Annotated in this window: 22 protein-coding genes; 8 read left to right on the top strand and 14 right to left on the bottom strand. The window is 71.8% G+C overall.

The genetic code is table 11. The features are described 5' to 3' along the window. Positions 1–176 precede the first annotated feature (176 nt). The gene (locus O2L52_RS10480; RefSeq protein WP_270115332.1) at positions 177–767 is read right to left on the bottom strand and encodes a heme-binding beta-barrel domain-containing protein; all 591 of its coding nucleotides are present in this window, start codon (positions 765–767) and stop codon (positions 177–179) included. Between the two features lie 151 nt (positions 768–918). Between O2L52_RS10480 and O2L52_RS10485 the strand changes: the two genes are divergently transcribed. Next, positions 919–1704, top strand: a complete 786-nt coding sequence (locus O2L52_RS10485) for an HAD-IIA family hydrolase (protein ID WP_208496955.1) — start codon at positions 919–921, stop codon at positions 1702–1704. A 269-nt stretch (positions 1705–1973) separates the two neighbouring features. Continuing rightward, positions 1974–2255 (top strand): DUF3263 domain-containing protein, encoded by a 282-nt coding sequence (locus O2L52_RS10490; protein ID WP_270115333.1) that lies wholly within the window; start codon positions 1974–1976, stop codon positions 2253–2255. A 362-nt stretch (positions 2256–2617) separates the two neighbouring features. Here the strand turns inward: O2L52_RS10490 and O2L52_RS10495 are convergent, their stop codons facing one another. From O2L52_RS10495 to mdh, 3 genes are all read right to left on the bottom strand, one after another. Next, positions 2618–3862 (bottom strand): APC family permease, encoded by a 1245-nt coding sequence (locus O2L52_RS10495; RefSeq protein ID WP_270115334.1) that lies wholly within the window; start codon positions 3860–3862, stop codon positions 2618–2620. Between the two features lie 35 nt (positions 3863–3897). Beyond that, entirely contained in the window at positions 3898–4644 is a 747-nt protein-coding gene (locus O2L52_RS10500) for a phosphatase PAP2 family protein (RefSeq protein WP_270115335.1), read from the bottom strand. Between the two features lie 114 nt (positions 4645–4758). Beyond that, a complete protein-coding gene (gene mdh, locus O2L52_RS10505; RefSeq protein ID WP_270115336.1) occupies positions 4759–5709 on the bottom strand; it encodes a malate dehydrogenase in 951 nt (316 codons plus the stop codon). Between the two features lie 411 nt (positions 5710–6120). Between mdh and O2L52_RS10510 the strand changes: the two genes are divergently transcribed. Further along, positions 6121–7020, top strand: a complete 900-nt coding sequence (locus O2L52_RS10510) for a sulfite exporter TauE/SafE family protein (RefSeq protein ID WP_270115337.1) — start codon at positions 6121–6123, stop codon at positions 7018–7020. Between the two features lie 60 nt (positions 7021–7080). On the opposite strand, the gene O2L52_RS10515 is transcribed toward O2L52_RS10510, so the two are convergent. Both O2L52_RS10515 and O2L52_RS10520 read right to left on the bottom strand, forming a co-directional pair. Beyond that, positions 7081–7614 (bottom strand): hypothetical protein, encoded by a 534-nt coding sequence (locus O2L52_RS10515; RefSeq protein WP_270115338.1) that lies wholly within the window; start codon positions 7612–7614, stop codon positions 7081–7083. A 98-nt stretch (positions 7615–7712) separates the two neighbouring features. Continuing rightward, the gene (locus O2L52_RS10520; protein ID WP_270115339.1) at positions 7713–8879 is read right to left on the bottom strand and encodes an acyl-CoA dehydrogenase family protein; all 1167 of its coding nucleotides are present in this window, start codon (positions 8877–8879) and stop codon (positions 7713–7715) included. 266 nt (positions 8880–9145) lie between these two features. On the opposite strand from O2L52_RS10520, the gene O2L52_RS10525 reads away from it, so the two are divergent. Beyond that, positions 9146–10540, top strand: coding sequence for a UDP-glucose dehydrogenase family protein (locus tag O2L52_RS10525; protein ID WP_270115340.1), 1395 nt, complete (start codon positions 9146–9148; stop codon positions 10538–10540). Between the two features lie 230 nt (positions 10541–10770). Here the strand turns inward: O2L52_RS10525 and O2L52_RS10530 are convergent, their stop codons facing one another. After that, a complete protein-coding gene (locus tag O2L52_RS10530; RefSeq protein ID WP_270115341.1) occupies positions 10771–11022 on the bottom strand; it encodes a hypothetical protein in 252 nt (83 codons plus the stop codon). A gap of 2 nt (positions 11023–11024) precedes the next feature. After that, positions 11025–11609, bottom strand: coding sequence for a UbiX family flavin prenyltransferase (locus tag O2L52_RS10535; protein ID WP_270115342.1), 585 nt, complete (start codon positions 11607–11609; stop codon positions 11025–11027). A 51-nt stretch (positions 11610–11660) separates the two neighbouring features. Here O2L52_RS10535 and O2L52_RS10540 point away from each other — a divergent pair, with 51 nt between their 5' ends. Then, positions 11661–12569: a polysaccharide deacetylase family protein gene (locus O2L52_RS10540; protein ID WP_270115343.1), complete on the top strand. Its 909-nt coding sequence runs from the start codon at positions 11661–11663 to the stop codon at positions 12567–12569. A 221-nt stretch (positions 12570–12790) separates the two neighbouring features. Here O2L52_RS10540 and O2L52_RS10545 read toward each other — a convergent pair whose 3' ends face one another. The 5 genes from O2L52_RS10545 to O2L52_RS10565 all read right to left on the bottom strand — a co-directional run bounded on the left by O2L52_RS10545 (position 12791) and on the right by O2L52_RS10565 (position 19297). After that, entirely contained in the window at positions 12791–13237 is a 447-nt protein-coding gene (locus tag O2L52_RS10545) for a hypothetical protein (RefSeq protein WP_270115344.1), read from the bottom strand. A gap of 132 nt (positions 13238–13369) precedes the next feature. Beyond that, positions 13370–15397, bottom strand: a complete 2028-nt coding sequence (locus tag O2L52_RS10550; protein WP_270115345.1) for a CDP-alcohol phosphatidyltransferase family protein — start codon at positions 15395–15397, stop codon at positions 13370–13372. Continuing rightward, positions 15394–16248 (bottom strand): ABC transporter ATP-binding protein, encoded by an 855-nt coding sequence (locus tag O2L52_RS10555; RefSeq protein WP_270115346.1) that lies wholly within the window; start codon positions 16246–16248, stop codon positions 15394–15396. Before O2L52_RS10555 ends, O2L52_RS10550 begins: the two co-directional genes overlap by 4 nt. Before the next feature lie 116 nt (positions 16249–16364). Further along, positions 16365–16697 (bottom strand): hypothetical protein, encoded by a 333-nt coding sequence (locus O2L52_RS10560; RefSeq protein WP_270115347.1) that lies wholly within the window; start codon positions 16695–16697, stop codon positions 16365–16367. Positions 16698–16708: 11 nt separating this feature from the next. Further along, the gene (locus O2L52_RS10565; RefSeq protein ID WP_270115348.1) at positions 16709–19297 is read right to left on the bottom strand and encodes a glycosyltransferase; all 2589 of its coding nucleotides are present in this window, start codon (positions 19295–19297) and stop codon (positions 16709–16711) included. 163 nt (positions 19298–19460) lie between these two features. On the opposite strand from O2L52_RS10565, the gene O2L52_RS10570 reads away from it, so the two are divergent. Together O2L52_RS10570 and O2L52_RS10575 are read left to right on the top strand one after the other, a co-directional pair. Next, positions 19461–20960, top strand: a complete 1500-nt coding sequence (locus O2L52_RS10570; protein ID WP_270115349.1) for a glycosyltransferase family 2 protein — start codon at positions 19461–19463, stop codon at positions 20958–20960. A 5-nt stretch (positions 20961–20965) separates the two neighbouring features. Next, complete coding sequence (locus O2L52_RS10575) at positions 20966–22408, top strand: glycosyltransferase family 2 protein (protein WP_270115350.1); 1443 nt, start codon at positions 20966–20968, stop codon at positions 22406–22408. Here the strand turns inward: O2L52_RS10575 and O2L52_RS10580 are convergent. Beyond that, complete coding sequence (locus O2L52_RS10580; protein WP_270115351.1) at positions 22325–23509, bottom strand: glycosyltransferase family 2 protein; 1185 nt, start codon at positions 23507–23509, stop codon at positions 22325–22327. The genes O2L52_RS10575 and O2L52_RS10580 overlap by 84 nt on opposite strands. Positions 23510–23845: 336 nt before the next feature. Here O2L52_RS10580 and O2L52_RS10585 point away from each other — a divergent pair, with 336 nt between their 5' ends. Then, positions 23846–25120, top strand: coding sequence for a nucleotide sugar dehydrogenase (locus tag O2L52_RS10585; RefSeq protein ID WP_270115352.1), 1275 nt, complete (start codon positions 23846–23848; stop codon positions 25118–25120). Positions 25121–25174: the final 54 nt, after the last annotated feature.

Consider the following 25174-nt stretch of genomic DNA (forward strand, 5'->3'; position numbering starts at 1 on the left):
GAAGTCCCGGTGAGTCGGTATCCGAGTCCATTCGTTCGGTCGCAAGGCGGAGGGGTCTTCGCATACCGGTGTTGTATGCGAAGGCCCCGACAACGCAGCGAGCGGGCGAATGGGCCGGATAGCGGCCAGCGGGGCTTCTCAAGCACCCCCTAGCCGCCCCGGGGCCTCTCGGCGGGTCAGCCGGCGACGCGGCTGAGGCTGGCGCTCAGGTGGGGGCTCAGGGGCTTGCCTTCGGCGGCCAGCTCCTGGGCGTACATGAGGGCGCCTTCGACGAGGCCGTACAGGCGCTTGCCCGCGGTGACCTCCTTGGCCTGCGGGCTGCGCACGACCGCGTCCGTGGCGATCTCGATCCGCGTGCCGTCCACGTGCCCGTAGTACAGGTCGAGGATGCCGGTGGGGTGCGAGAGGAGCACCTCGATCTCGGGGCGCTTGGGGTCGTTCCCCTGGACGACGCGCCACCAGCCGGTCTCCTGGGCGGCGGGGCGCACGGGCTTGCCGTCGGCGTCGATGATCCAGGAGCGGGCGTGGTAGCGCAGGAACGGCCGGCCGTCGTGGAGGAAGCTGATCTCCTGGGCGTACAGGAAGTCCTCGGTGCCGGGGTAGCCGCCCTGGCCGCGGCCGCGCCAGCGGCCGACGAGGGGCAGCAGGGGCAGGAGGTCGTCGTGCAGGTTGGGTCCGCGACGCAGGTCGTCGGTCTCCTCGAAGGGGTAGGGCTCGACCTTCTGGAAGGTCGAGGCGAACTCCTCGGGTACTTCGCGCTCGCTCATTTGTTCCTCGCGGTTCGAATGGTCCAGTAGCCGATTGCGCCCGCCATGGCGCCTGCGGCGATGACGAGCACGGCCGTCAATGCCGTCTCCACGGGCACCACTTTACGTCCGGTCCTCGTCGTTTTCCCGATGCGATGGCAAGATGTTGAGCATGACTACACCTGGACCCTTCGACAGCTGGCTCTCGGACATGGACGGCGTGCTCGTCCACGAGGGCGTGCCGGTCCCCGGCGCCAACAAGCTCATCGAGAAGCTGCAGACGGCGGGGAAGCGGTTCCTCGTCCTCACGAACAACTCGATCTACACCCCGCGCGACCTGCATGTGCGGCTGAAGAACTCCGGGTTGCAGGTGCCGGTCGAGTCGATCTACACCTCGGCGATGGCGACCGCGGACTTCCTGCAGTCGCAGCGGCCCAAGGGCTCGGCCTACGTCATCGGCGAGGCGGGCCTGACCACGGCACTGCACGAGATCGGGTACGTCCTCACCGATTACCGCCCGGACTACGTGGTACTCGGAGAGACCCGGCGGTACGACTTCGGGGCGCTCACCACGGCGGTGCGGCTGGTCAAGTCCGGCTCGCGGTTGATCTGCACCAACCCGGACACGACCGGTCCGAGCCCGGAAGGGCTCATGCTCGGCGTGGGCGCGGTTGCGGCGATGATCACTGCGGCGACGGGTTCGGAGGCGTACTTCCCGGGGAAGCCGAACCCCCTGATGATGCGGAACGCGTTGCGCCGCATCGGGGCCCACTCGGAGACGACGGTGATGATCGGCGACCGCATGGACACCGACGTGCTGTCGGGCCTGGAGGCCGGGCTCGAGACGGTCCTCGTTCTGTCGGGGGTCACTGACACTATGGAAGAAGTCGAGCGCTACCCCTTCCGGCCGAACCACGTCAAGGACTCGGTGGCGGACCTCATCGACTGGATCGAGTAGCAGCGGCGACCGCTTCGCGGGAGCCGAGACCGCAGTCACGGCGTTCGCCCTCGCGGCGCCGTCAAGCGAGAAGGAGTCGCCCCATGCCTCCCGGCCAACGCCCCGCCAAGCCCGCTTCGCGTGCGCGCCAAGGCGGTGACGAGGAATTCGTCCCCTCACCGCGGCCCGGGCGAGGTCCGCAGGAGGCCTCCCGTCAGGCACGGGAGGCGCCCCCGAAGCAGCTCACGCCGCAGCGGGAACCGCTTCGTCCAGGGCCGCAGGCGGAACCGATGTCGCAGTCGACGCCGGGGAAGCTGGCGGCACCGAAGCCAGGGTCGCGGGATGCGTCGAAGCTGAGTTCGGCGGACTCCCGCCTCCTGGCGTTCGAGGCCCGCTGGTGGCGGGCGTCGGGTGCGAAGACGCAGGCCATCAGCGACGAGCTGGAGCTCACCCCCGAGCGGTACTACCAGCACCTGGCACGGCTCATCGACCACCCGGAGGCGGCCGCCGAGCAGCCCGCGGTCGTGCGGCGGCTCAGGGCCGCCCGGGACCAGCGCCGCGCGGAGCGGTGACAGGTCCGTGAGGCCGAAGGCGGCAGCGGCAGCGGCAGCGATCCTCGACGGTCGAGTTCGCCGACGCTGCGCGCCCGGGCCGATGCCGGCACGCAGCGGGCGGCACTTGATGAGCGAGCGGCCCAGACCGAATCAAGGCGTGCGACCGGCCTGCGGCGCAGGCAGGTCAGGGTGCATGCGGCCGGGTCTGCGGCCCGGCCGGTCAGGCCGTCGGTGCGACAGCGATGCAACTGCGGCCCAGACCGAATCAAGGCGTGCGACCGGCCTGCGGCCCAGCCGGTCAGGGCATGCATGCGGCCGGGTCTGCGGCCCAGCCGGTCAGGCCGCGGGTGCGACAGCGATGCAACTGCAGCCCAGACGGATCAGGGGTTCGCGCGCCGCGCCCTAGATGCGGTGAAGGCGTACCAGCCCGCGCCGACCGCGAACACGGCCAGGCCGCCGAGCACCGATGACAGCGGGAGGCTCGCGGCCACGAGCAGGCAGCCGGCGAGCCCCAGCCACGGGAGCGGGGCGCGCCGGTCGAGGGTGACCGCGGCGGCGTTCGCGACCCCGTAGTAGACCAGCACGCAGAAGCTCGAGAACCCGATCGCACCCGCCAAGTCCAGTGTGGACACAAGAATGAGCACGAGGCCGCTCGCGGCGAGCTCGGCCGCCCACGGCACCCCGAACCGCTCCGACACCGCCGCCAGGCCGCCCGGGAGCCGCCGGTCGCGCGCCATCGCGAGCGCGGTCCGCCCGATCCCCGCGAGCAGGCTGAGCAGGACCCCCGCGACGGCGATGCCGGCACCGATCGCGACGACCGGCTTCAACGCCGGTGCGCTCGCCCCGGCGAGATCGGCGAGCGGCGCGGTCGAGTCCGCGAGCGTGCCCGCGCCGAGCACCTTGAGCACCGTGAGCGCGACGAGCAGGTACACGGCGAAGGTGATCCCGAGGGCGATCGGGATCGCGCGGGGGATCGTCCATTCGGGCCGCTTGACCTCCTCGCCGAGCGTCGCGATCCGGGCGTAGCCGGCGAAGGCGAAGAACAGGAACCCGGCCGCGGTGAGCACGCCCCAGGGGTGCGTGCCGTCGAGCGGTTGGGCCGCAACAGGACCCGTGGCACCCGCGATGACGACCGCCGCGAGCACGGCGAGCGTGACGGCGGCGAACACCGCCGAGGCCAGCGCCGTGCGCTTCACGCCAAGGAGGTTGACGGCGCAGAACGCGACGACCGCCGCCGCCGCGAGCGCCCGCGGATGGTCGGGCAGGAGGTAGGCCCCGAGCGTCAGCGCCATCGCGGCGGCCGAAGCGGTCTTGCCGACGAGGAAGGCCCAGCCGGCGGCGAACCCGGCGGCGGGATGCAGGCGGCGCGTCCCGTAGACGTACGCCCCGCCGGCCTGCGGGTGGAGGGCGGCGAGGCGGGCACTGGAACGGGCGTTGCAGTACGCGATGAACCCCGCGATGGCGAGGGCGGCGAGGAGTCCGGGACCGGATCCGGCGGCCCCGGCCGCGGGGGCCCAGACGGCGAAGACGCCGGCGCCGAGCATGGAGGCGAGTCCGATGGCGATCGCCGAGGGGAGCCCCAGGCGGCGCTCGAGGTGCGGCCGCTCGCGCGGCGGTGCGGGCATGCCTCGAAGATACCGTGCGGGCCTTGCGGATCCGGCTAGCGGAAGCGCCGGTCGGGCTCGAGCCAGAGCGGGAGCGCGACCGTGTCCCACGGGACGCGCTGCGCCGTGCGGAGGATGACCGCCGCGATGGGCAGGGCCGCGAGGGCGTCGGTGGCCCAGTGGAAGCCGATGTACGTGGTGGAGAACGCCACGATCACCGGCGGCAGGACCAGGAACAGCCGCCGCAGCAGCGGGTTCCAGCGCGCGCCGACGAGCACCACGATGAAGCCGTACCAGACGATCGTGTTGAGGACGTGCCCCGACGGATACGCGCCGAACGGCTCGAGCCCGGTGTACAGGACCGCCTGCGCGGCATCGGCGTACGGGCCCGGCTCGGGCCGCGGCCAGTGCGGGTAGACCCGCGGCAGCGCGTACTTGAGGACCAGGACCGCCCCGGCCATCCCGTAGGCCGCGAGGAACGCGATGAGCGGCCGGACGTTGCGCCCCCGCCACGCGATGATCGCCGCGATGCCGAGGGCGATGCCGCCGAGGAGGCCGCCCTGGCCGAGCCGGTTGGTCTGGATCGCGATGAAGTTCGCCCACTCCGGACGGTTCGCGTCGGCCACGTCCCGGATCCAGATGTCGAGGTCAACGAGGGGACTGGCCCAGGTGAGGGGAATGGTGATGGCCGCGAACGCGACGGCCATGGCGATCTCCGGCAGCCATGAGCGCGGTCGTCTCGGGACGTAGGGCCGCCAGGCCTGGATGTCGGCTTTGGTGCGGCGCTGGTCTGCGGCGGTCACGGGCGTAAGCCTAGCGACCGGGGTCCGCTCCGCGAATCCGATACGGGACTGCGGGCGCAGACGCCGCAGGGGCGCCCGCGGACGGGCGCCCCTGAACGGTGTCGTGATCGCGGGCTACAGGCCGGCGACGTCGGCCTGCTTCGCGCGGACGGCCTCGGCGGCCTCCTTGAGGTTCGCGAGCTCGTCGTCGTGGAGCGGGGTCTCGACGACCTTCTTGACGCCCTCGGCGCCGATCTGGGCGTTCACGCCCAGGTAGACGCCGGAGATGCCGTACTCGCCGTCGACCCAGGCGCAGACGGGCATGACCGCGCCGGAGTCCTCCGCGACGGCCTTGGCCATGCGCGCGGCGGCGGCGGACGGCGCGTAGTACGCCGAGCCGGTCTTGAGGAGCGCCACGATCTCGGCGCCGCCGTTGCGGGTCTTGGTGACGAGCTCCTCGACCTTGTCGGCGGGCAGGAGGTCCGCGAGCGGCTTGCCGTCGACCGAGGACTGGCTGGGGACGGGCACCATGGTGTCGCCGTGCGAGCCGAGCGTCAGCGTGGTCACGGACTTGACCGGGACCTGGAGCTCCTCGGCCACGAAGTTCGTGAAGCGCGCGGTGTCGAGCATGCCCGCCTGGCCGAGGACCCGGTTCTTGGGGAAGCCCGAGGCGAGCTGCGCGAGCGCGGTCATCTCGTCGAGGGGGTTGGAGACGACGATGATGACGGCGTTCGGGGAGTGCTTGACCAGGTTCTCGGTGACGCCGCGGACGATCTTGGCGTTGACCTCGAGCAGGTCCATGCGGCTCATGCCGGGCTTGCGCGGGAGGCCGGCGGTGATGACGATGACGTCGGAGCCGGCGGTCTTCTCGTACCCGTTGCCGTCGTTGTCGGTGGTGGCGCCGACGACCTTGGTCTCGAAGCCCTCGATGGTGCGGGACTGGTTCATGTCGAGGGCGATGCCCTCGGGCTTGCCCTCGACGATGTCGGTGAGGACGACCTCTTCGAAGACGTCGTACTCGGCCAGGCGCTGGGCGGTGGTGGAGCCGTAGAATCCGGCGCCGACGACCGTGACTTTCTTACCCATCGAATGCTCCTCTGCATTGAGACTGCCTGTGCGGTTCGCAGGCCCTCGGGTGGTGCGGCGGCGCGTGCGTCGCCGTATGCGCCAGGTGAATGGCGGGCTACACGAGAGTAACCAGGCTTGTACGTCCACGCTATGACGCTCGTCTCGAGGGGCGCATCCGGCCCCTGACCGGGTGGCGGAGGCCTCCAAATGCGATCGCCGCGGGTGTGAGCGGCTCCCGCATCCGGGCCGCTCCGCTCCCGCGGCGGGTGTCGCGGTGGACGCGACGGGGGATGATGTGGGGACGGATCGGCGTCAGCGGGGTGTCGCGCATCCGTCCCGCTTCGACGTCCCGAAGCGTGGGCACCCGTTGACTTGTCCTACTGATTTAGTGGACTATTCAGAAGCCATCCGTACCCGAGGGAGCCGCGCGTGCTGTTCGCGACCACCATCCTCTCCTCCGTCGCCGCGGGCTTCGTAGCCCAGCTCGTCGACGGCAGCCTCGGCATGGGCTTCGGCACCATAACGATGACGTTCCTGCTCGGCCTGGGCATCGCCCCGGCCGTCGCGTCCGCGTCCGTGAACGTCGCGACGATCGCCACCGGCGCGGTGAGCGCGGCCTCGCACCACCGGCTCCAGAACGTCCACTGGCCCACCACCTTGAAGCTCGGCATCCCCGGGGCCGTCGGCGGCTTCGCCGGGGCCTGGGCGCTGGCGTCGCTGACGCGGCTCGACGCGGCCACGCCGGTGACGAGCGCGATCCTCATCGCGCTCGGCGTGGTCATCGTGTGGCGCTTCGTGAAAGGCCGCGGTGCGGGCCACGGCCCGGTCCGGTCGGGGTTCGCGATCCCCACGGGCCTGGTGGGCGGCTTCCTCGCCGCGGTCGGCGGGGGCGGCTGGGGGCCGGTGACGATGCCGATCACCTTGACGACGTCGCGGCTGGAGCCGCACCGGGTCGTCGGCTCGGTGTCGACGGCGCAGGTGTTCGCGTCGGCGGCGGCCGTGCTCGGCTTCTGGATGGCGGTGCCGGACACGCTGACGGTGCTGTGGCCGGTCGTGGTCGGCATGGCGGTGGGCGGCATGGCCGCGGCGCCGCTGGCGGCGTGGCTGACGCGCAAGATCCCCACGGCGAAACTGGGCTCGACGATCGGGATGCTCGTGGTGGCCCTGAACCTGCGCACCCTGCTCGCGGGCTTCGCGGTGCCGTGGCCTGTCGTGACGGGCCTGTACCTGGCGCTCGCGGCGGTCTGGGCGCTCGTGCTGGTGGCGCCGAAGCGGCGCGCGACCCGCGAGGCGGCGGCCGAGCCGGCCCCGGTCGAGGCCGAGGCGTAGCGCCCGGCGCAATGACATGGCGAGGGCCCGGACCGGCGACGGTCCGGGCCCTGCCGCGTCCTAGCTGATCTGGTAGGAGCCGGCGCGGTTGCTCCAGCCGATGGTGCCGAGGTTGGCGAGGTTGTCGATCCAGGTGGAGGAGGCCCCGGAGAGGGTCACCGAGTCCCAGAGCTTGATGTCGCACGAGCGGTACGTGTGGACGGAGCTGGCGCGGTTGCTCCAGCCGGCCGCGTCGAGGTAGTCGACGCTGAACTCGACGGGCGAGTACGCGGCGGAGCAGGTGTAGCTGCCGTCGCCCACGAAGGAGCGGGTGCCGCCGGCGGGGTCGTAGTTGGTGCGGTCGTACAGCGTGATGAGGGTGACCGACTGGATGCCGACCTCCTCGGCGGCGGCCGCGTCGGCGGCGAAGGCGGCGTCCTGGGTGGCGGCGCACGTCGTCTCGTGGGTGCTGAGGTTGACGACGCAGTGGTCGGCGGCGGGCGCGGCCTGGGCGGTGCCGGGCGCGAACGCGACGATGGCGGCGAGGGCCATGAGCGCCGATGATGCGGCGGCCAGCGCGCGCTTGCGGGGGGCGTGGTGCAGAGGTTCACTCATGACCGGATCTTAGCGAGTGAGCGTCGAGTTCGTAAGTCCCCCAAGGCGACAGCAAAGGCCCGGACCGGTGAGGGTCCGGGCCGAGCACTCGCGGCCGGCTAGAACGCCTTGCCGCGCTGGAGCTCCCGGGCGATGACGATGCGCTGCACCTGGTTGGTGCCCTCGTAGATCTGGGTGATCTTGGCGTCGCGCATCATGCGCTCGAGCGGGAAGTCCTGGGTGTAGCCGTAGCCGCCGAGGATCTGGACCATGTCGACGGTGATCTGCATGGCCGCGTCGGAGGCGAAGCACTTGGCGGCGGCGCCGAAGTAGGTGAGGTCGGCGTCGCCCCTCTCGGAGCGGGCGGCGGCCGCGTAGGTGAGTTCGCGGGCGGCGCTGATCTTCATGGCCGCGTCGGCGAGGAGGAACTGGACGCCCTGGAACGCGGCGATCGGCTTGCCGAACTGCTCGCGTTCGGCGGCGTAGGCGGTCGCGGCGTCGAGCGCGCCCTGGGCGATGCCGAGGGCCTGCGCGGCGATGGTGACGCGGGTGTGGTCGAGGGTGCGCATGGCGAGCGAGAATCCTTGGCCCGCTTCGCCGATGAGGCGGTCGGCGGGGAGGCGCACCGAGTCGAGGTAGACCTCGGCGGTCGGGGAGCCCTTGATGCCGAGCTTCTTCTCGGGCTTGCCGAAGGAGACGCCGGCGTCGCCCTTCTCGACGACGAACGCGGAGATGCCCTTGGAGCCGGCGCCGGGGTCGGTGACGGCGAAGACGGTGTAGAACTCGCTCACGCCCGCGTTGGTGATCCAGCGCTTGACGCCGTCGAGGACCCAGTGGTCGCCGTCGCGGACGGCGCGGGTGGTCATCGACGCGGCGTCCGAGCCGGCTTCGGGCTCGGAGAGGCAGTAGGAGAACATCGCGTCGCCGGCGGCCACGGGCGGCAGGTAGCGGCGCTTGAGCTCCTCGGAGGCGTCGAGGAGGAGCGGCAGCGAGCCGAGCTTGTTGACCGCGGGGATGAGCGAGGAGGAGGCGCAGGCGCGGGCGACCTCTTCGATGACGATGGCGGTGCCGAGCGCGTCGATGCCCGCCCCGCCGTACTCGGCCGGGATGTGCGGGGCGTGGAGGTCGGCGGACTTGAGCGCCTCGTAGGAGCGCTTCGGGAAGGACGCGGTCGCGTCGGCCTCGGCGGCGTGCGGGGCGACCCCGGCGTCGCAGACTCCCCGGGTCGCCGCCCGGATGTCGGCGTACTCTTCTGGCAGCTGGTAGGGGGTGAACCCGGTGGACATCAGTGGCTCCCGCGTTTGTTACTCGTCAGTACGTCAGGCCGAGTGTAACCCACCGCGACCGAGGCCGGTGATGCCCGCCACGGTGAGTTTTCCACTGCTTCGCCGCAACTTGGGGCGAAGTTCATGCGTGAAGCTGAATATACGACTGCGCAGGCCATAGTCGCATTCACGTACAATTCGAGGTCGCCGCGCACGATTCCAACGCACGTACGCACGGGCGCCGCCCCCACCGGGCGCGCCCGCCGAACGAACAGACAGGGCACCAGATGGCCAACGCGATCCAGACTCCCTCGCCGAACACCACGACCCGGCCCCGCATCTCCTTCATCGGATGCGGCTACCTCGGGACGACCTACGCGGTCTGCTTCGCGGAGCTCGGCTACGAGGTGATCGGATACGACGTCGACGCCGGCAAGATCGAATCCCTCAACACCGGGGTGCTCCCCATCCACGAGCCGGGCCTGCCCGAACTGCTCAAGAAGAACCTCGACACCGGGCGCCTGCGGTTCACCACCGACGTCCAGGCCGTGGCCGACTTCGCCGACGTCCACTTCATCTGCGTCGGCACCCCGCAGCGCAAGGGCGAGCACGGCGCGGACCTCTCCTACATCGAGGAGTCGGTCGTCGACCTCTCGAAGCACTTGAGCCGCAAGGTCCTCATCGTCGGCAAGTCCACGGTGCCCGTGGGCACCGCCACCTGGGTCCAGGAGCTCGTCGACCGCCACGCCCCCGCGGGGCTCGGCGTGGAGGTCGGCTGGAGCCCGGAGTTCCTCCAGGAGTCGAACGCGATGCACGACGTCCTGCGCCCCAACAGGATCGTGTACGCGGCCCAGTCCGAGTGGGCCTCCCAGCTGCTCAAGGACGTGCACCGCGGCATCCTCGAGCTCGCCGCGGTCGAGGACCGCGAGGTCCCCGTCGTCGAGACCGACCTGGCGACGGCCGAGCTGGTGAAGGTCGCGGCGAACGCGTTCCTGGCCACCAAGATCTCCTTCATCAACGCCATGGCCGACCTGAGCGAGGCCGCCGGGGCCGACGTGGTCGACCTGGCCCGCGCGATCGGCTACGACCAGCGCATCGGCAACAAGTTCCTGCGCGCCGGCATCGGCTTCGGCGGGGGCTGCCTGCCCAAGGACATCCGGGCGCTCTCGGCTCGCGCCGGTGAGCTCGGCGTGGGCGAGTCGTTCCGGTTCCTCGACGAGGTCGACGCCGTCAACACGCGCCGCCGCACGCACACCGTGCGCGCCGTCGCGGCCCTGGCCGGGCGGCCCTCGGGGCCGAACGGTCCGGACCTGTCGGGCGTGCGCATCGCCTACCTGGGCGCGACGTTCAAGCCCGACACCGACGACATCCGCGACTCGCCCGCGCTCGACATCGCGCGGCGGCTGCGGTCCGCGCGCGCCGACGTGGTCGTGTACGACCCGGAGGGGCTGGAGAACGCGAAGGCGTACGCGCCGGAGCTGAGCTTCGTGAAGACGCTCCCCGAGGCGGTGGCGGGCGCCGACGTGGTGTGCGCGATGGTGCCGTGGGAGGAGTTCCGCACGCTCGACCCGGAGGCGCTGGGCCAGCAGGTCGCCGAGCGGCGCATCCTGGACGGCATGAACGCGTTCGACCCGGTGCAGTGGCGCAAGCACGGCTGGTCGTACCAGGGCATCGGCCGCTAGACTCGAAGACGCGAAATCCCCGAACCGCCCGGCGCGCACGACGCGCCGGGCGGTTCGCTCGTCTGCAGGGTTTTCAGGCGGCGTTGTTGGGCGGAACTGCTAGGCGGCGCTGCTACGGCGTTTCCAGGCATCAGCCTTCAAAACGGACATTCGCAGGACCCCCGACAACAACCCTGCCGCAGGGGCGTGACATCGACGCCTCGATCGGAGCGTCGCGAGGCGTCCCAGGGTCAGGGCGCGAGGTTCACTCGCGTGAACGGCCAGGCGTGCGGGGCGCGGTCGACGAGCGCTTCGGGCGGGTCGGGGAGGCGGCGCGGCGGCTGCGGGCCGACGGCGATCACGACGACCCGGTCGCCGGCGATGAACACCTCGGTGCGCACCTCGGGGTCGGCGACGGCGTGCACGCCCTCGTCGAGCACCCAGCGGAGCAGCTCGGCCCCGCGCCCTTCGGCGGCCTTGGCCTCCCACATCAGCGTGTCCACCGCTACTCCTCTACTGCCTCAGTGCCTTTCAGGCCGTCCCAGCGGCGGGCGCGGGGGTGCTCGAGTCCGAACTGGTCGAGCGTCCGCGCCACCACGTGGTCCACGATGTCGTCGATCGTCTCAGGCCGGTTGTAGAAGGCCGGCACCGGCGGCAGCACGACCGCGCCCATGCGCGAGAGCACCAGCAGGTTCTCCAGGTGGATCTCCGAGAGCGGGCTCTCGCGGGCCAGCAGCACGAGCCGGCGCCGCTCCTTGAGCGTCACGTCGGCGGCCCGCCCGATCAGCCCCTCGGTGTAGCCGGTGCGGACCGCGGCGACGGTCTTCATCGAGCACGGCGCGATGATCATCCCGTCGGTGCGGAACGACCCCGAGGAGATCGGCGCGGCCTGCTCCCCCGGGCCCCAGGCGTGGTCGGCGAGCGCGACGACCTCGGCGGGCGTGTACGGGGTCTCGAGGCGGAGCGTGGTGCGGGCCCAGCGGCTCATGACGAGGTGGGTCTCGACGCCGTCGAGATCGCGGAGCGCTTCGAGGAGCCGGACGCCGAAGATCGCGCCGGTCGCTCCGGTGATGCCGACGACGAGTCGCATGTCCCCTCCAGCTTTCCTCGAAATGTGGCCCACGGCACTTACAATCACGACATGGTTCGTCACAAACTGGGCATTGCAGCCGCGGCCGCCGCGCTGCTGCTCGCGCTCGCCTGGGTCTGGCCCGAGGGCGGTGAACCGCCCGCGAGCGCGACGACCGCGACCGAGCCTACTGCGTCGGCCTCCTCTTCGACTGCGAGCGAGGGCGAGAGCGAGGCCGAGGACACCGGTTCGCCCGAGGCGCCCGCCTCGTCAGAGCAGGAACCGGCGCCGAGCGGTACGCCCGCGCCGGGTACAGAGCCCGCGTCGTCCTCGCCGCCCGCCGCACCGTCGCCGCCGGCGGCCGAGCCCGCCGCGAACATGTACGACGGGCCGCTGGGGACGCGCAACCACACCGGGGACGACCGGGTGGCGCTGACCTTCGACGACGGGCCGTCGCCGGAGTGGACGCCGAAAGTGCTCGACATGCTGCGCGAGCAGGGCGTCAAGGCGACGTTCTGCCTGATCGGGGCCTACGCGGAGGCGTACCCGGAGCTGGTCGCGGACATCGTCCGCGAGGGCCACACGCTGTGCAACCACTCGTGGTTCCACGAGTTCGACCTGGGCAAGTGGAGCGAAGCGGAGATCCGGGCCAACCTGCAGCGCACCAACGACGCGATCACGAAGGCCGCGCCGGGCGCCGAGGTGCGGTACTTCCGGCACGCGGGCGGGCAGTGGACGGACCGGGCCATCGCCATCGCCGCGGACCTGGGCATGGAGTCGCTCCACTGGACGGTGGACCCCTCCGACTGGGACAACGCGGTGACCGAGACGCAGATCCGCGAGCACGTGCTCGACCGCAGCGCCCCGGGCGCCATCGTGCTCCTGCACGACGGCGCCTCGAACCAGGCGGACATGTGCGGCGCCTTGACCGCGATCTTCAAGGAGTTCTCACGGCGCGGCTACGTGTACACCGCGCTGTAGGCCGATCCCGCGCAACGATCTCGGTACGGGACTGCGGTCCCGCCCGCACGCCTCGCGGACGCGGATGGCGATGCGATGCGCATCGCCGGCCCGGGCTCGTGGATCCAGTGGACCTCGGTGGTCCCACGCCTGCGTGCGATCGCCCAGCACGCATGGAACGGCATCGCAGCCGGCATCAGCGGCAGCGCGAGACGCGCGGTCGTTTACGGGTCGGCCGAAGATCAGCGCAGGTCGGCGGGCATCTTGCGGCCCGGCAGGAGCGCGAGGAACGCGAGGGCGAGCAGGCCGACGCTCATGGCCGCCTGGACCGGAAGGTCGAGCCCGAGGAGCCCGCCGCCGCTTCCCGAGCTGCCGCCGTCGATCGGCCGGGTCTCAGGTGAGGCGCCGCCGTCGGTGGGCGGGTCGGGGGTGCCGTCCCCGTCCGCGTCCCCGCCGTCGGTGTCCGAGGTGCCGTCGCCGTCGTAGCTGGGGCCGGGGGTCGGCGTGCCGGACGGGAACGGGTAGGTCTCGTCGACGTTCGACCAGTCCACATGGGAAATAGCGGAATGGCTTTCAGTGGCCGCCCCGGTCGCGGTCAGGCTCCCGAGAATCGCGGGCAGCGAGAAGAGGCCCGCCACCCCGATCACGGTCGCGGCGAGCACCAGACGCGAGAGCCGGAACTTGCGCACAGGTACACCTTAGTCGTGGGAGACCAGCGATGCGCGCCTGTCGGGGCATGTAACCCGAACGAGTTCGCTTGGCGGTCAAGCATGACGGCACGAACGGACCCGATCTCGCTGCGGCGGCGCAGGTTTCGGGGGTCAGGCGGCGGCTTCGCGCGACGCGCGGAGCGTGCCCGCGACGACCGCGCCGACGAAGACCGCGGCGACGTACACCGCGAGCGCCCCGTAGACCACAGTGGCCACTGCCGGAACGGTCGCCACAGCGATGGCGGCGGCCGCGATCGCGATGAGGCTCCGCGCGGGCCAGCCGAGACCGAGGTCGCGGCGGGCCACCGGCGAGGCGGCCTTGTCGAGCCCCGCGGCGAGGTCGTAGAAGTACAGCGCGATCACCGTGAGCAGCACGTAGAGCACCGGCCAGGCGACGCCGGCAGCCATCCCGGCCGCGCAGATCGCGCCGAGCTCGACCGCCCGGAGCCCCGCGGGGATGAACCAGTCGAGCAGGCCCTCGTGGTCGGTGCGGGCCACGGAGGCCGCGAGGACCAGCGCCAGTGCGGCGAGCCCGAACGTCGCCCACGGCGGCGCGTCGAACGCGGCGGCGAGCACGGCGGCGCCGGAGGCGGCGACGGCGGCGGCGGTCGCCGCGAACGGCGTCATGTCGCCGCCGACGGGGCTGCGGGGCACGAGCTTGCCGAGGGGCCCGTCGTCGCGGTGGGCGGACCGGTCGGGGCGGCGCAGTGCGGCGGTGCGGGCGGCGAGGGAGCGGAGGGTGCGTCCGGCGGTCGTGTAGCCGAGGGCGAAGAGCTGCCAGACGAGGAGCGCGGCGAGCGCGGTCTGCGGCCCGAAGGCGACGGCCGCGACGGCGAGGAGGAGCCAGCGTTCGCCGACGGGGGCGACGATGGTCCGCTTGATCCAGTACAGGGGGGTGCGGTGGGCGCCCATGACCTGCTCGGAGGCGGAGCCGAGGCGCTGGCCGAGGTGGGCGGCGCGGCCGACGGGCGGCGCGGATTCGCGCTTCCGGGCCTGGCGGACGACGGCGGTGTCGAGGAGGACGGCGTACCAGGTGTCGGCGGTGTGCCGGATGGTCTGGGTGGCCATGGCGGCGATGGCGAGGCCCCACGCGGCGGGCGCGTCGACGCCGCTCGCGGTGGCGCCGGCGGCGAGGCCGGCGTAGATGAGGAACTCCTTGGAGCGGTCGGCCATCATGTCGAGCCAGCCGCCGAAGGAGGAGAAGTTCTGGGTGTAGCGGGCGAGCTGGCCGTCGACGCAGTCGAAGACGAAGCTGAAGTACATGAGGGCGGCCGCGGCGAGGTACCACAGCCGTTCGTCGACGCCGGGGGTCTGCGTCCAGCCGGTGGCGAAGATCGCGGCGGCGCCGACGGCGAGGGCGATGGACACCCAGGTGATGGGGGTGGGGGTCCAGCCGAGGCGGGCGGAGAGCCTGACGAGGCGGGGCGTCCAGGTGGAGACGGCGTAGGTGGCGAAGAAGTCGTCGTCGTGCTTGATGGCGTTCTTCATCCGCCAGGCGTCCATGTCGACCGCTTCGAACGCGGCGATGGTCGCGAGGGCCTCGTCGGTGTTGCCGACCTGGCGGTGCTCGAGGCCGCCGGTGCGGTAGGCGTTGACGGGGACGGCGCGGGCGTGGAGGGCGGCGAGGACCGTGGCGAACGCGTCGCCGGCGTCGTTCGGGGCGCCGGCCCGGCGGGGCCAGTGCCGTCTGAGGCGGGCCAGGTGGGGGGCGGAGACCTTGGCGAGGCCGCCGAGGCGGTTCGGCCCGGGGCCGGGGCCGGTGACCAGGCCGCGTTCGCAGGTGACGGGGGCGGCGGCGGGGTCGTCGCCGCCGACGAGCACGCCGGAGCGGCGCGAGGAGTCGGACAGGACGGCGGCGACGGTGGTCTGGGAGGCCACGAGGTCGGCGCAGGCGAGGTAGAGCGCGCCGCCGTTCTCGGGGCCGAACGCGAGTTCGGCGAGGTGGCGCAGGTCCGCGTCCGCGTCGGCCGACTCGATCTGGGCGGCCTTCACGGGCCGGTCCGTCCCGGGCCGGGTGAGCACGGTGATGTCGTCGCATCCGGCTTCGCGGATCTGCGCGATGAGCCGGTCCAGGACCGTCGTGTCGTCGGTGATGTCGGCGTGGCCGCCCGGAGCCGGCAGGATGACGGCTCGGCTCACCTGGCGGCCTCGACCGCTCCCGGGACGAGGGCCGGAGCGGCGGCCTGTGCTGCGGCGGCCTTCGCCGCCTCCTCGCGCTTCTTCTTCTCGGCCTTGGCGTCGGCGTCGCGCTTCTCGGCGGCCTTGTAGGCGTCGAGGGCCTCTTCGACGGTGCCGTCGGTCTCGAGGGTGCCGGCGTCGAGGAAGATGCCGCGCTTGCAGTACTTCTTCAGGTCGCCTTCGGAGTGGGAGACGAACACGAGGGTGCGCCCCTGCTCGAGGAGGCCGGCGATGACGGCCTGGCACTTGCGCTTGAACGCGGCGTCGCCGACGGCGAGCGCCTCGTCGACCAGGAGGATCGGGTGCGGCAGCTGGGTGATGACGCCGAAGCCGAGGCGCACCTTCATGCCCGAGGAGTAGTGCTTCAGGGGCGTGTCCATGAAGTCCTCGAGCTCGGAGAAGTCGACGATCTCGTCGTACTTGGCCTTGATCTCCTTGTTGGTCATGCCGTGGAGCGCGCCCACGAGGTTGACGTTCTCGCGGCCGGTGAGGTCGCCCGAGAAGCCGGCGGAGAGCGCGATGAGCGGGGCCACGCGGCCTTCGCGGCGCACGTACCCCTCGTCGGGGATGAGGACGCCGGTGATCAGGCGCAGCAGCGTGGACTTGCCGGTGCCGTTGCGGCCGATGATGCCGACGGCGTCGCCGGGGAAGATGTCGAAGTTGACGTGGCGCAGGGGCCAGAAGTCCTGCGCCGAGGCGCCCTTCTGGTTGGCCGAGCGCCTGACGAACAGGTCTTTGACCCGGCCTTTCTTCTGCTTGCCTTTCGCGAAGCAGATCCCGAGGTCACGAGCCTGAATGATCGGCTCTTCCATGGGGGCGGCCCTCCCGGACAGGTGGTTGACACAGCGCGCCAATAGTACCGCCCGGTCGTTTTCGGCAGCTCGCGGCAGATCCGAGAGCTTCCTCATGCCCGCCGCGCGGGGCGCGGTCAGGCCGCGCGGTCGCCGTCGAGGGCGCGGCGACGCTCCGCTGCCAGGCGTTCGACCTCGAACGCGGCGAGGATGCGGCGGAGGGTGACCTCGGCGCGCTCGGCTGACGCGCGCGCCTCCAGGCGCGTCTGGCGGCTCTCGTTCCACACCAGGCCCAGCGCCCCCAGGGTGACCAGGCTCATCAGCGATGAGACGACCCACACCAGGCGCTGATCGCCGAAGACGGCGACGGCGAGCAGGCCGAGGACCGCGAGGACGCCGGCGACGGCGGCGACCCGCAGGGGCGAGGGCCGGCCGACCCGGTTGTAGACGGCTTTGAGCTGCTGCTTCATCGGAGGCACTCTCATGTGGCGACGGGACTGGGGACGGCCGGGGTCTCGGGCCGGTCTTCGGGGGCGGGGCGCGGGCGCGCCGGGGCGCTGGTGGTCGCACTGGCCGCGTGCGGGCCGTCGAGGAGGCCTGCGACGAGGCGGCGGTAGGCGTCGTGGCTGAACCGCTCGCGGACCCGCTGCTGGGCGAGGGCGCTGCGGGCGAGGAACCGCTCGGGGTCGGCGTACAGCCCGTCCACCAGACCGACCACTTCGGACGGTTCGCAGTAGAGCGCGGCGTCGCCGAAGGTCGGTTCGAACCGGGGCGGGAGGATCGCGACGCATCCGGCGGCGAGCGCTTCGAGGACGGCCCTGCCGAAGGCCTCGTACTGCTGCGGGTGCGGGAAGTAGATCCAGAAGTCGAGTTGGTACAGGAACGATTCGACGTCGGTCTCGTTGAAGCCGTAGCAGGTCCAGGCCGCGGGCGGGTCCTCGCCGGTGATCGCCGCGACGGACCCGGCGCCGCCCATGATCCGCACGTCCCAGCGCCCGTCCCCGGGGTAGATCAAGGGCAGGTCGGCGGCGGCGGGCCACTTCGTGCGGTCGTCGCGGGAGTGCCGCCCGACCACCGGCAGCACCGAGCGGAAGCCGGTGCGGGCCGGGGCGATGCCGGCGGTGTCGAGGATGCCGGGCATGTCGAAGTCGGCCAGGACGGTCGCGGTCAGGCCCTCGTGGGACGGTCCGGCGGGGGTGAGCGCCTCGCGGACCTGCGGGCCCTGCGGGACCCAGAGGGGTTCGACGCCGAACATGTCGACCGCGTTGGCGTGGCAGGCGTCCGGGACGTACCGGGTGTCGGAGCCGTCGCGCTCGTGCGGGGCCTGGTTGGCGAGCACCACCATCCGCCGGGGGCGCACGTTCGAGCGCTCCCCCGACCGGAACTGGAGGATCGGCGGGTAGCGCAGCACCAGCAGGTCGCACACGACGTCGTCGGTGACCAGGACCTGCTCGGCGAACCCGTCGTTGACGAGCCGCTGGAACGGCGCGCACATCGGCCGGTCCTCGACGGTCATGTGCCGCCACGACTCCAGGTGCATGAGGGCGACGCTCTTGCCTGCGGCGGTAAGGGCCTTGACCTCTTCGATCATGGACTTCTGCGGGCCGCCGAAGGGCCGCCAGTCGAGGCAGAACACGACGTCGAAGCGGCGCTGCCGCTGCTCACCGCGGGCCACTGCGGCGTGCCGGGGCGCCCAGAACGGGCGCCGGGCCGGGGCCCGCGGCAGGTACGGGTCGGCGCCGGCCCGGATCTCGTCGTGCCACAGCGGGTACGCGGACTGGTAGGCGCGGCGCGCCGGGTGCTTCCAGCCCGGCCCGAACTCCTCGCGCGAGAGCGAGCCCGGCGCCTGGCGCATGACCGTGTCCCGCACGCCGTGGAGGCGGCGCACCGCGCCGTCGCCGAACGCGGCCGAGACCCGGTGCAGGAACTCCGTGTCGGCCCCCTTGCGGACCTCGTCGTAGTAGCCGATCCGGTCGAGCACGCTGCGGCGGAACATCATCGAAGCGGTCGAGACCGTGGTGAGGACCCGCCCCGGGCGGGTCACGGTGAGGTCCTCGTTGCACAGGAACGCCTCCCCATACGTCAACTGCAGGGCCGGGTCGGCCAGCAGCGGCGCGACCGACCGCGCCAGCCGCCCGGGCGCGGCCCAGTCGTCCGAGTCCAGGCCCGTCACGAAGTCGCCGGTGAGCGCGTCGAACGCGGTGTTGCGGGCCGCGAACGTGCCGCCGTTCGACTCGCGGCGGATCACCCGCACCCGGTCGTCCAGCGCCGCGACCGCGTCCAGGACCGCGTCGAACTCCGGCCCCGAGGCGTCGTCGACGACGAGCACCTCCAGGTTCGTCCACGCCCCGTCCAGCAGCGACCGGACCGCGGTGAGCAGGGCCCGGCCGGGCCGGTACGCCGTCATCACCACCGAGATCCGCGGCCCGGCCTGGACCTTCGCCATCGGCACGGCGCGCAGCCGGTCGAACCACGGCAACAGCTCCCCGTCGACCGAGGCCGGGCCCAGCCGCAGCTCACGGCGGCCCGCGAGCGCGCCGAGCCGCTTGATCCACGCCGGCTCGTCGCCACCCGCGTCCGGATGCGCGAGGTCCGCGACCAGCGCGCCCCGCTCCAGCGCCGGCAGGTGCCTCCCGTAGCGGCGCAGCAGGACCCGGGTCTTCCCCAGGTCCCCGAGGACGTACGCGAGCTGCACATGGACGGCGGCCTCACGGGGGCTCACCCGGCGGACCCCGCCGGCGTCGAGCGCGAGATCGAACAGCGCCAACGCATCCCGCCGGTCCTGCCCGCCCCCCGTCTGGAGGCCCACGACCCGCGCGAGCGACGCCAGCGCCGACGCGTCCACCTCCAGATCCCGCACCGCGGCAGCGTCGCGGCGGTGGGCGGCGGCAATGAGCCCGGGGAGGTCGACCCGGCGTGTCGCGGCACGCGCGAGCAGGTGCTGGGCCCCGGGCGAGCGGGTCCGCAGCGCGGTCGCACTCAGCGTCCCGGGAGCCCGCTCCCCGGCGCGCACCAGGAGGTCGTCGAGGAGTCGCCCCGGATAACGCGCGGTCTCATCAGCTCTGTGCATCTCGTCCGTTCATCTCCAGGTTGCATTCCGCCCAGATCTTCGCGTGTCCAATGGCAATAATGCTGAATTGAATGCGAACAATTGTCCTCAGTCGCGTAAACAGATGCTGAACTGGGAAGCCGGTCAATCCTCATGAATGGTGGCGGGATATCGTGGGCGCGAAATGAGCGACTCACCGAAACGCCCGCGCATCGTCCGCAACGACTATAGGGCTCTGCACCCGCCGACCCAGGGTGATCGGCAGCCGAGTCTCGCGGTGAGCGTCGTCGTCCCGGCCTATGGGGGCCAGGCCGAACTGGACCTGGTATTGGCGGCCCTCGCCGCCCAGTCCTATCCGTCGGACCTCATGGAAGTGGTCGTCGTCGACGACAATTCCTCACCTCCGCTGCGACTGCCCCAGCTGCGCCCCGAGCACACCCGCCTCGTCGTCACCACCGGCGAGTCGTGGGGTTCGGCACACGCGGTCAACACCGGCGTGAACCACGCGGACGGGCAGGTCGTCCTCCGCCTGGACGCCGACATGGTCGCCTACCGCGACCACGTCGAAGCGCAGATGCGCTGGCACCACGCCGCCGACTACCTGGCGGTCCTGGGCCACAAGCGGTTCGTCGAATGGGAACCGGGCCGGTACACGCCCGAGCAGGTCCACGAGAAGGTCCTCGCGGGCGAGGCCGGGGCGCTGTTCGCCGTCGAGGACGCCAAACCCCACTGGATCGAGAACGTCATCGCCGACACCGCCGGCCTCGTCCAGCACCACCCCGGGATCTTCCGCGTCCTCGTGGGCGCCACCAACTCGGTGCACCGCGACTTCTTCAAGACCGCGGGCGGACTCGACACCGCCCTGCGGCTCGGCTCGGACACCGAGTTCGCGTACCGGCTCGCCCAGGCCGGGGCCGTGTTCGTCCCCGAGACCACCTCCTCCGCCTGGCATCTGGGGATGCCGCAGATGGTGCAGAAATGGGACGAGGGCCGCCACCAGCGCGTGCCCTACATCGCGCAGCGCGTCCCGCTGCACGGCATGCGCCGCACCGCGCCCCCGCGCGCCTGGCGCGTCCCCCTGGTGGACATGGTGATCGACGTCGCCGACGCCTCCGCCGCGGACGTCGACGCCTGCGTCGCACCGGTCCTCTCCGGGCCGGACGGGGACGTGCGGATCACCCTCGTCACCGGCCAGGACCCCGCCCCGCAGGACCGCGCCTCGATCCTCGCCGGCGAAGGCGCGCAACTGCGCCTCATCGAAGAGGCCTACGACGCCGAAGCACGCGTCCGAGTCCACACCGAAGCCCCCGCACCCGACCCCGCCGTCCCCTACCGGCTCGTCCTGCCCCGGGCCGTCCCGTTGCGGGCCAACAGCGTCGGCAGGCTCCTCGCCGCCATGGAACGGGCCGACGCCGGCCTCGTCCTCGCGGCACTGCCGGACGCCCCGCCCGCGCGCCTCGAACGCACCGCCGCCTTCGCCCGCGCCCGCCACATCACCGGCGGCACCGGCCTCGACCAGACGGTCGCCGGCATCTGGGGCGCCGCCCAGTACGACGGGTTCGCCGCCCGCGAAGCCGAAGCCACGGTGTACGAACCCGGACCACCCGACGCGGCCAGGCGCCTCGCCCGCCGCCTCTTCGACGCCCGCCAGCGCGCGCGCCTCCGCGCCCTCCTGCGGCGGTGACCGCCATGGCCAAACCCGCCCTGCGCGGCAACGACTACAGCCCGCTCGTGCGCCCCGGCGACGAATGGGAGCCCCACCTCAGCGTCAGCGTCGTCATCCCCGCCCACGGCCAGCAGGACAAACTCGACGTCACCCTCGCCTCCCTCGCGGCCCAGACCTACCCGGCCGGGCTACTCGAAGTCGTCGTCGTCGACGACGGCTCCGACCCGCCCCTGCGGCTGCCCGACGTGCGGCCCGAATCGACCCGGATCGTCGCACCGCTGCCCGGCGGGTGGGCCTCGGCCCACGCCACCAACTCCGGTGTCGCCCAAAGCGACGGCGACGTAGTACTGCGCCTGGACGCGGACATGCTCGCGTTCCCCGACCACGTCGCATCGCAACTGCGCTGGCACCACACCGCCGACTACCTGGCAGTGCTGGGCCACAAGCGGTTCGTCGACTACCAGGCGGGCGAACTGGACCCGGCAGCCGTCTTCGACGCCGCGCAGGCCGGGAAGGCCGGCGAGCTGTTCGACGTCGAACACTCCGAGCCGCAGTGGATCGAGCAGATCATCGACACCACGGGCGGACTCCGCCAAGCCGACCACCGCGCGTTCCGGATCCTCGTGGGCGCATCGTTCTCCGTGCACCGCAACCTGTTCACCGCCGCAGGCGGCATGGACGCCGACGTGCTCCTCGGCTCCGACACCGTGTTCGGATACCGGCTCCACCAGGCCGGAGCGGTGTTCGTACCCGACGACACCTCCTCCGCCTGGCACCTCGGACCGCGCCAGATCGCCGCCCGCGGCGAACTCGCCAAGGCCTACCGGCGCCCGCGCATCGCCAACCGCGTACCGGAACTCGACCTCAAGCGCCCCAGGGCCGCCCGCAACTGGGAGACCCCGCTCGCCGACATCGTCATCGACACCGGAGACACCCCCGCCCCCGACATCGAGTCGACTGTGGACAATCTCCTCGCCGGCACCGCACCCGACGTACGCGTGACGCTCGTCGGCGACTGGCCCGCACCGCACGAACACCGCCACGCCATGCTCGACGACCCCGACCTCGACGCGCGACTCCTCATCGAGTCATTCCGCGGCGAACCCCGCGTACACCTCGCCACCGAATACACACCCGACCCCAACGTGCCCTACGTGATCCGCATGCCCGCCGCAGCACGCCCCGGCCCGGACGCGGTCACCGCACTCGTCGACTACGCCAACCGGCACCGACTCGGCCTCGTCGAAGTGGCCGCCCCGGAAGGCGAGATCCGCCTGGAACGCACCGCCGCCGCCGCCAGGGCGACACACCTCGGCGTGGGCATCGACGCCGTCTGGGGCAGCGCCCGACTCGCCGGACCTCTCGACGCCGTACTCGGCGAGTCAGGAACCCGAGACGCGCGGAGCGGGCAGCGAGGACTGCGACGGCAGGCCCGGGGCCTCCTCCGCCGCATGCTGGACCGCTGAAGCACCGACAGAACTGTTCGCGGAAGACGCCTCGACCTCCGAAGCGGTCGCCTCCGGCACCGGCGCGGCACCCTGCGAACCGTTCCGGTTGACACGCTTCGCGATCCGGTACACCTGCCGGAACGCCTCATAACCCACATAGGCCCGGGCCGCCAGCAGCCGCTGCTTCAGACCCGTGACCCCCGCCGCGGGCTGCCACGCGTCCGGCCCCGGGTGGTAGCGGCGGTACAGCTCCGAAGTGCGGCGGAAGAACTCCCGGCGCTTCTTCGGCTCCACCCGCTCGGTGTTCCCGATGACGAGCAGCAGATGCCAGACCATGTGGTTGAACAGGGCCACGCGCACGCCCGCGTCGTCCACGTCCTCGAAATCGTCCCAGGTGCGCTGCCACTGCGTGAACACGTCGAAGTGGCGGTCGTCCCGGGTGCGGGTGATCGAGGACCCGGCGCGCTGGCGCCACTGGTAGCAGCATTCGACGACGACCGCGATGCGCGCGGCGCGGCGCAGCAGCGCGTAGGTCCAGGGGATGTCGGTGTACCAGCCGGTGGGGAAGCCGAGCCCGGTGCCGGTGAGGAACTCGCGGCGCGAGACCTTCGTCCACGGGGTGTGGGTGTAGTCGACGATGCGCGGCCACTCGGCGAGGGTGAAGCCGCTGGGATCGGCCGGGCAGTGCGCGGCGAGCTCGGGGAGTTCGCCGGTCTCGATGAACCCGGTGTCGCGGCGCTTCTCGTGCTGGACGAGGACGACGTCCGGCGGGTCGGGGACCACGATCGCCGCCAGGACCCGTTCGACCGCGCCGGGCTTGAGCTCGTCGTCGGCGTCGACGAACCACACGTAGTCGCCGTTCGCCTGGGCCAGACCGTGGTTGCGGGCCGGGCCGGAGCCGGCGTTCACGGGGGTGGTGACGACCTTGATGCGCTCGTCGCGGGCGGCGTAGCGCTCGGCGACGGCGCGGGAGCCGTCGGGCGAGCAGTCGTCGACGACGACGATCTCGAGCTCGTCTGCGCCGTACGCACCGGTGCCGCCGTCGACGACGGTGTCGAGGCAACCGGGGAGGTACTCCTCGGCCTCGAATACGGGGATGACAATGCTCAGAGCGGGCATGGATCGATACTAGCCCCAACGGCACACCCGGATTGACCAACGAATAGGACCCGGATCACGCCGCAGAAAGGACGTCGGCGCATGTAAACGGCGGATTTCCAGGGCTATTGCGAAGCCATTCCGCATTCGGCGCCGCCACGCCGAGAATGGTGAACTCTTTTCCATCACCAGGTGAACAACCGGGCAATGCGAAGAAAGGTTTGATTCAAGGTGTCGCCGAAATGAACGAATGGCCTACAGGGATATGCGTCTCCCCTGGTCAGAGGAGTGCCGTTCGCCATTGCTAAAGTTGATCGCAGCATCCCCGAGACGCTTCTGATCGCAAAGGACTCCACTGTGCCAATTGTTGACGCCGCGCGCCCGATCGACCTGGTCGTGGTCGGCCAAGGGTACGTGGGCCTGCCGCTCGCTCAAGCGGCGATCACCAAGGGGCTCAACGTGGTCGGCCTCGACCGCTCCCAGTCGGTGGTGGACGCGCTCAACGCCGGATCCAGCCACATCGACGACGTCTCGGACGCCGAGCTCGCAGCGATGCTCGCCGCCGGCTACACGGCTTCCACTGACGCCGCGGTGCAGGCGCGGGCCGAGGCGATCGTCATCTGCGTGCCGACGCCGCTCGGCGAGGCGGGCGGTCCGGATCTCGCCGCGGTCATCGGCGCGTCGCACGCGGCCGGGCGGCATCTGCAGCGCGGCGCGCTCGTGGTCCTGGAGTCCACGACGTACCCGGGCACGACCGAGGACGTCGTCGCGCCGATCCTGCGTGAGGAGTCCGGGCTCGAGCCGGGCGTCGACTTCCACCTGGCGTTCTCGCCCGAGCGCGTCGACCCGGGCAACCCGGTGTACGGGATCGTCAACACCCCCAAGGTGGTCGGCGGCCTCACCCCCGCGTGCACCGCCGTCGCGAAGGCGATGTACTCGCGGTTCATCGACCAGACCGTGGAGGCCAAGGGGCCGCGCGAGGCGGAGATGGCGAAGCTGCTGGAGAACACGTACCGGCACGTGAACATCGCGCTCGTCAACGAGATGGCGGTGTTCTGCCAGGAGCTCGGCGTGGACCTCTGGGACGCGATCAACCTCGCCAAGACGAAGCCGTTCGGGTACCAGGCGTTCTACCCGGGGCCGGGGGTCGGGGGGCACTGCATCCCGATCGACCCGAACTACCTGTCGTACAAGGTGCGCACGCTCGGGTACCCGTTCCGGTTCGTGGAGCTGGCGCAGGAGATCAACAACCGGATGCCCGAGTACGTTGTGCAGCGGGCGATGGCGAAGCTGAACGCGGACGGGCTGGCGCTCTCGCGGGCCCGGGTGCTGCTGCTCGGGGTGACGTACAAGCCGGACATCGCCGACCAGCGCGAGTCGCCGTCGACCCCGGTGGCGCGCAAGCTCCTCGCGGCGGGGGCGGAGCTGGCGTACCACGACCCGCACGTGCCGGCGTGGAGTGTGGGCGCGACGCAGGTCGAGCGGGTCCACGATCTCGAGACGGCCAAGGCCGACCTGATCGTGCTGCTCACCAACCACGCCGAGTACCTGCCCGAGGCACTGCCGGCAGGAGTACCGGTCCTGGACACGCGGGGCGCGCTGCGGGGGGCCGAGGGCGTCGAGGCCCTGTAACGCCCCTGGGCAGTCCCCCGCCCTCCCAGGGGGGCGTCCCCGGTTCAATCTTCT

Origin of the sequence: Glycomyces algeriensis (assembly GCF_027622855.1) — a bacterium.
Lineage (GTDB): Bacteria > Actinomycetota > Actinomycetes > Mycobacteriales > Micromonosporaceae > Glycomyces > Glycomyces algeriensis.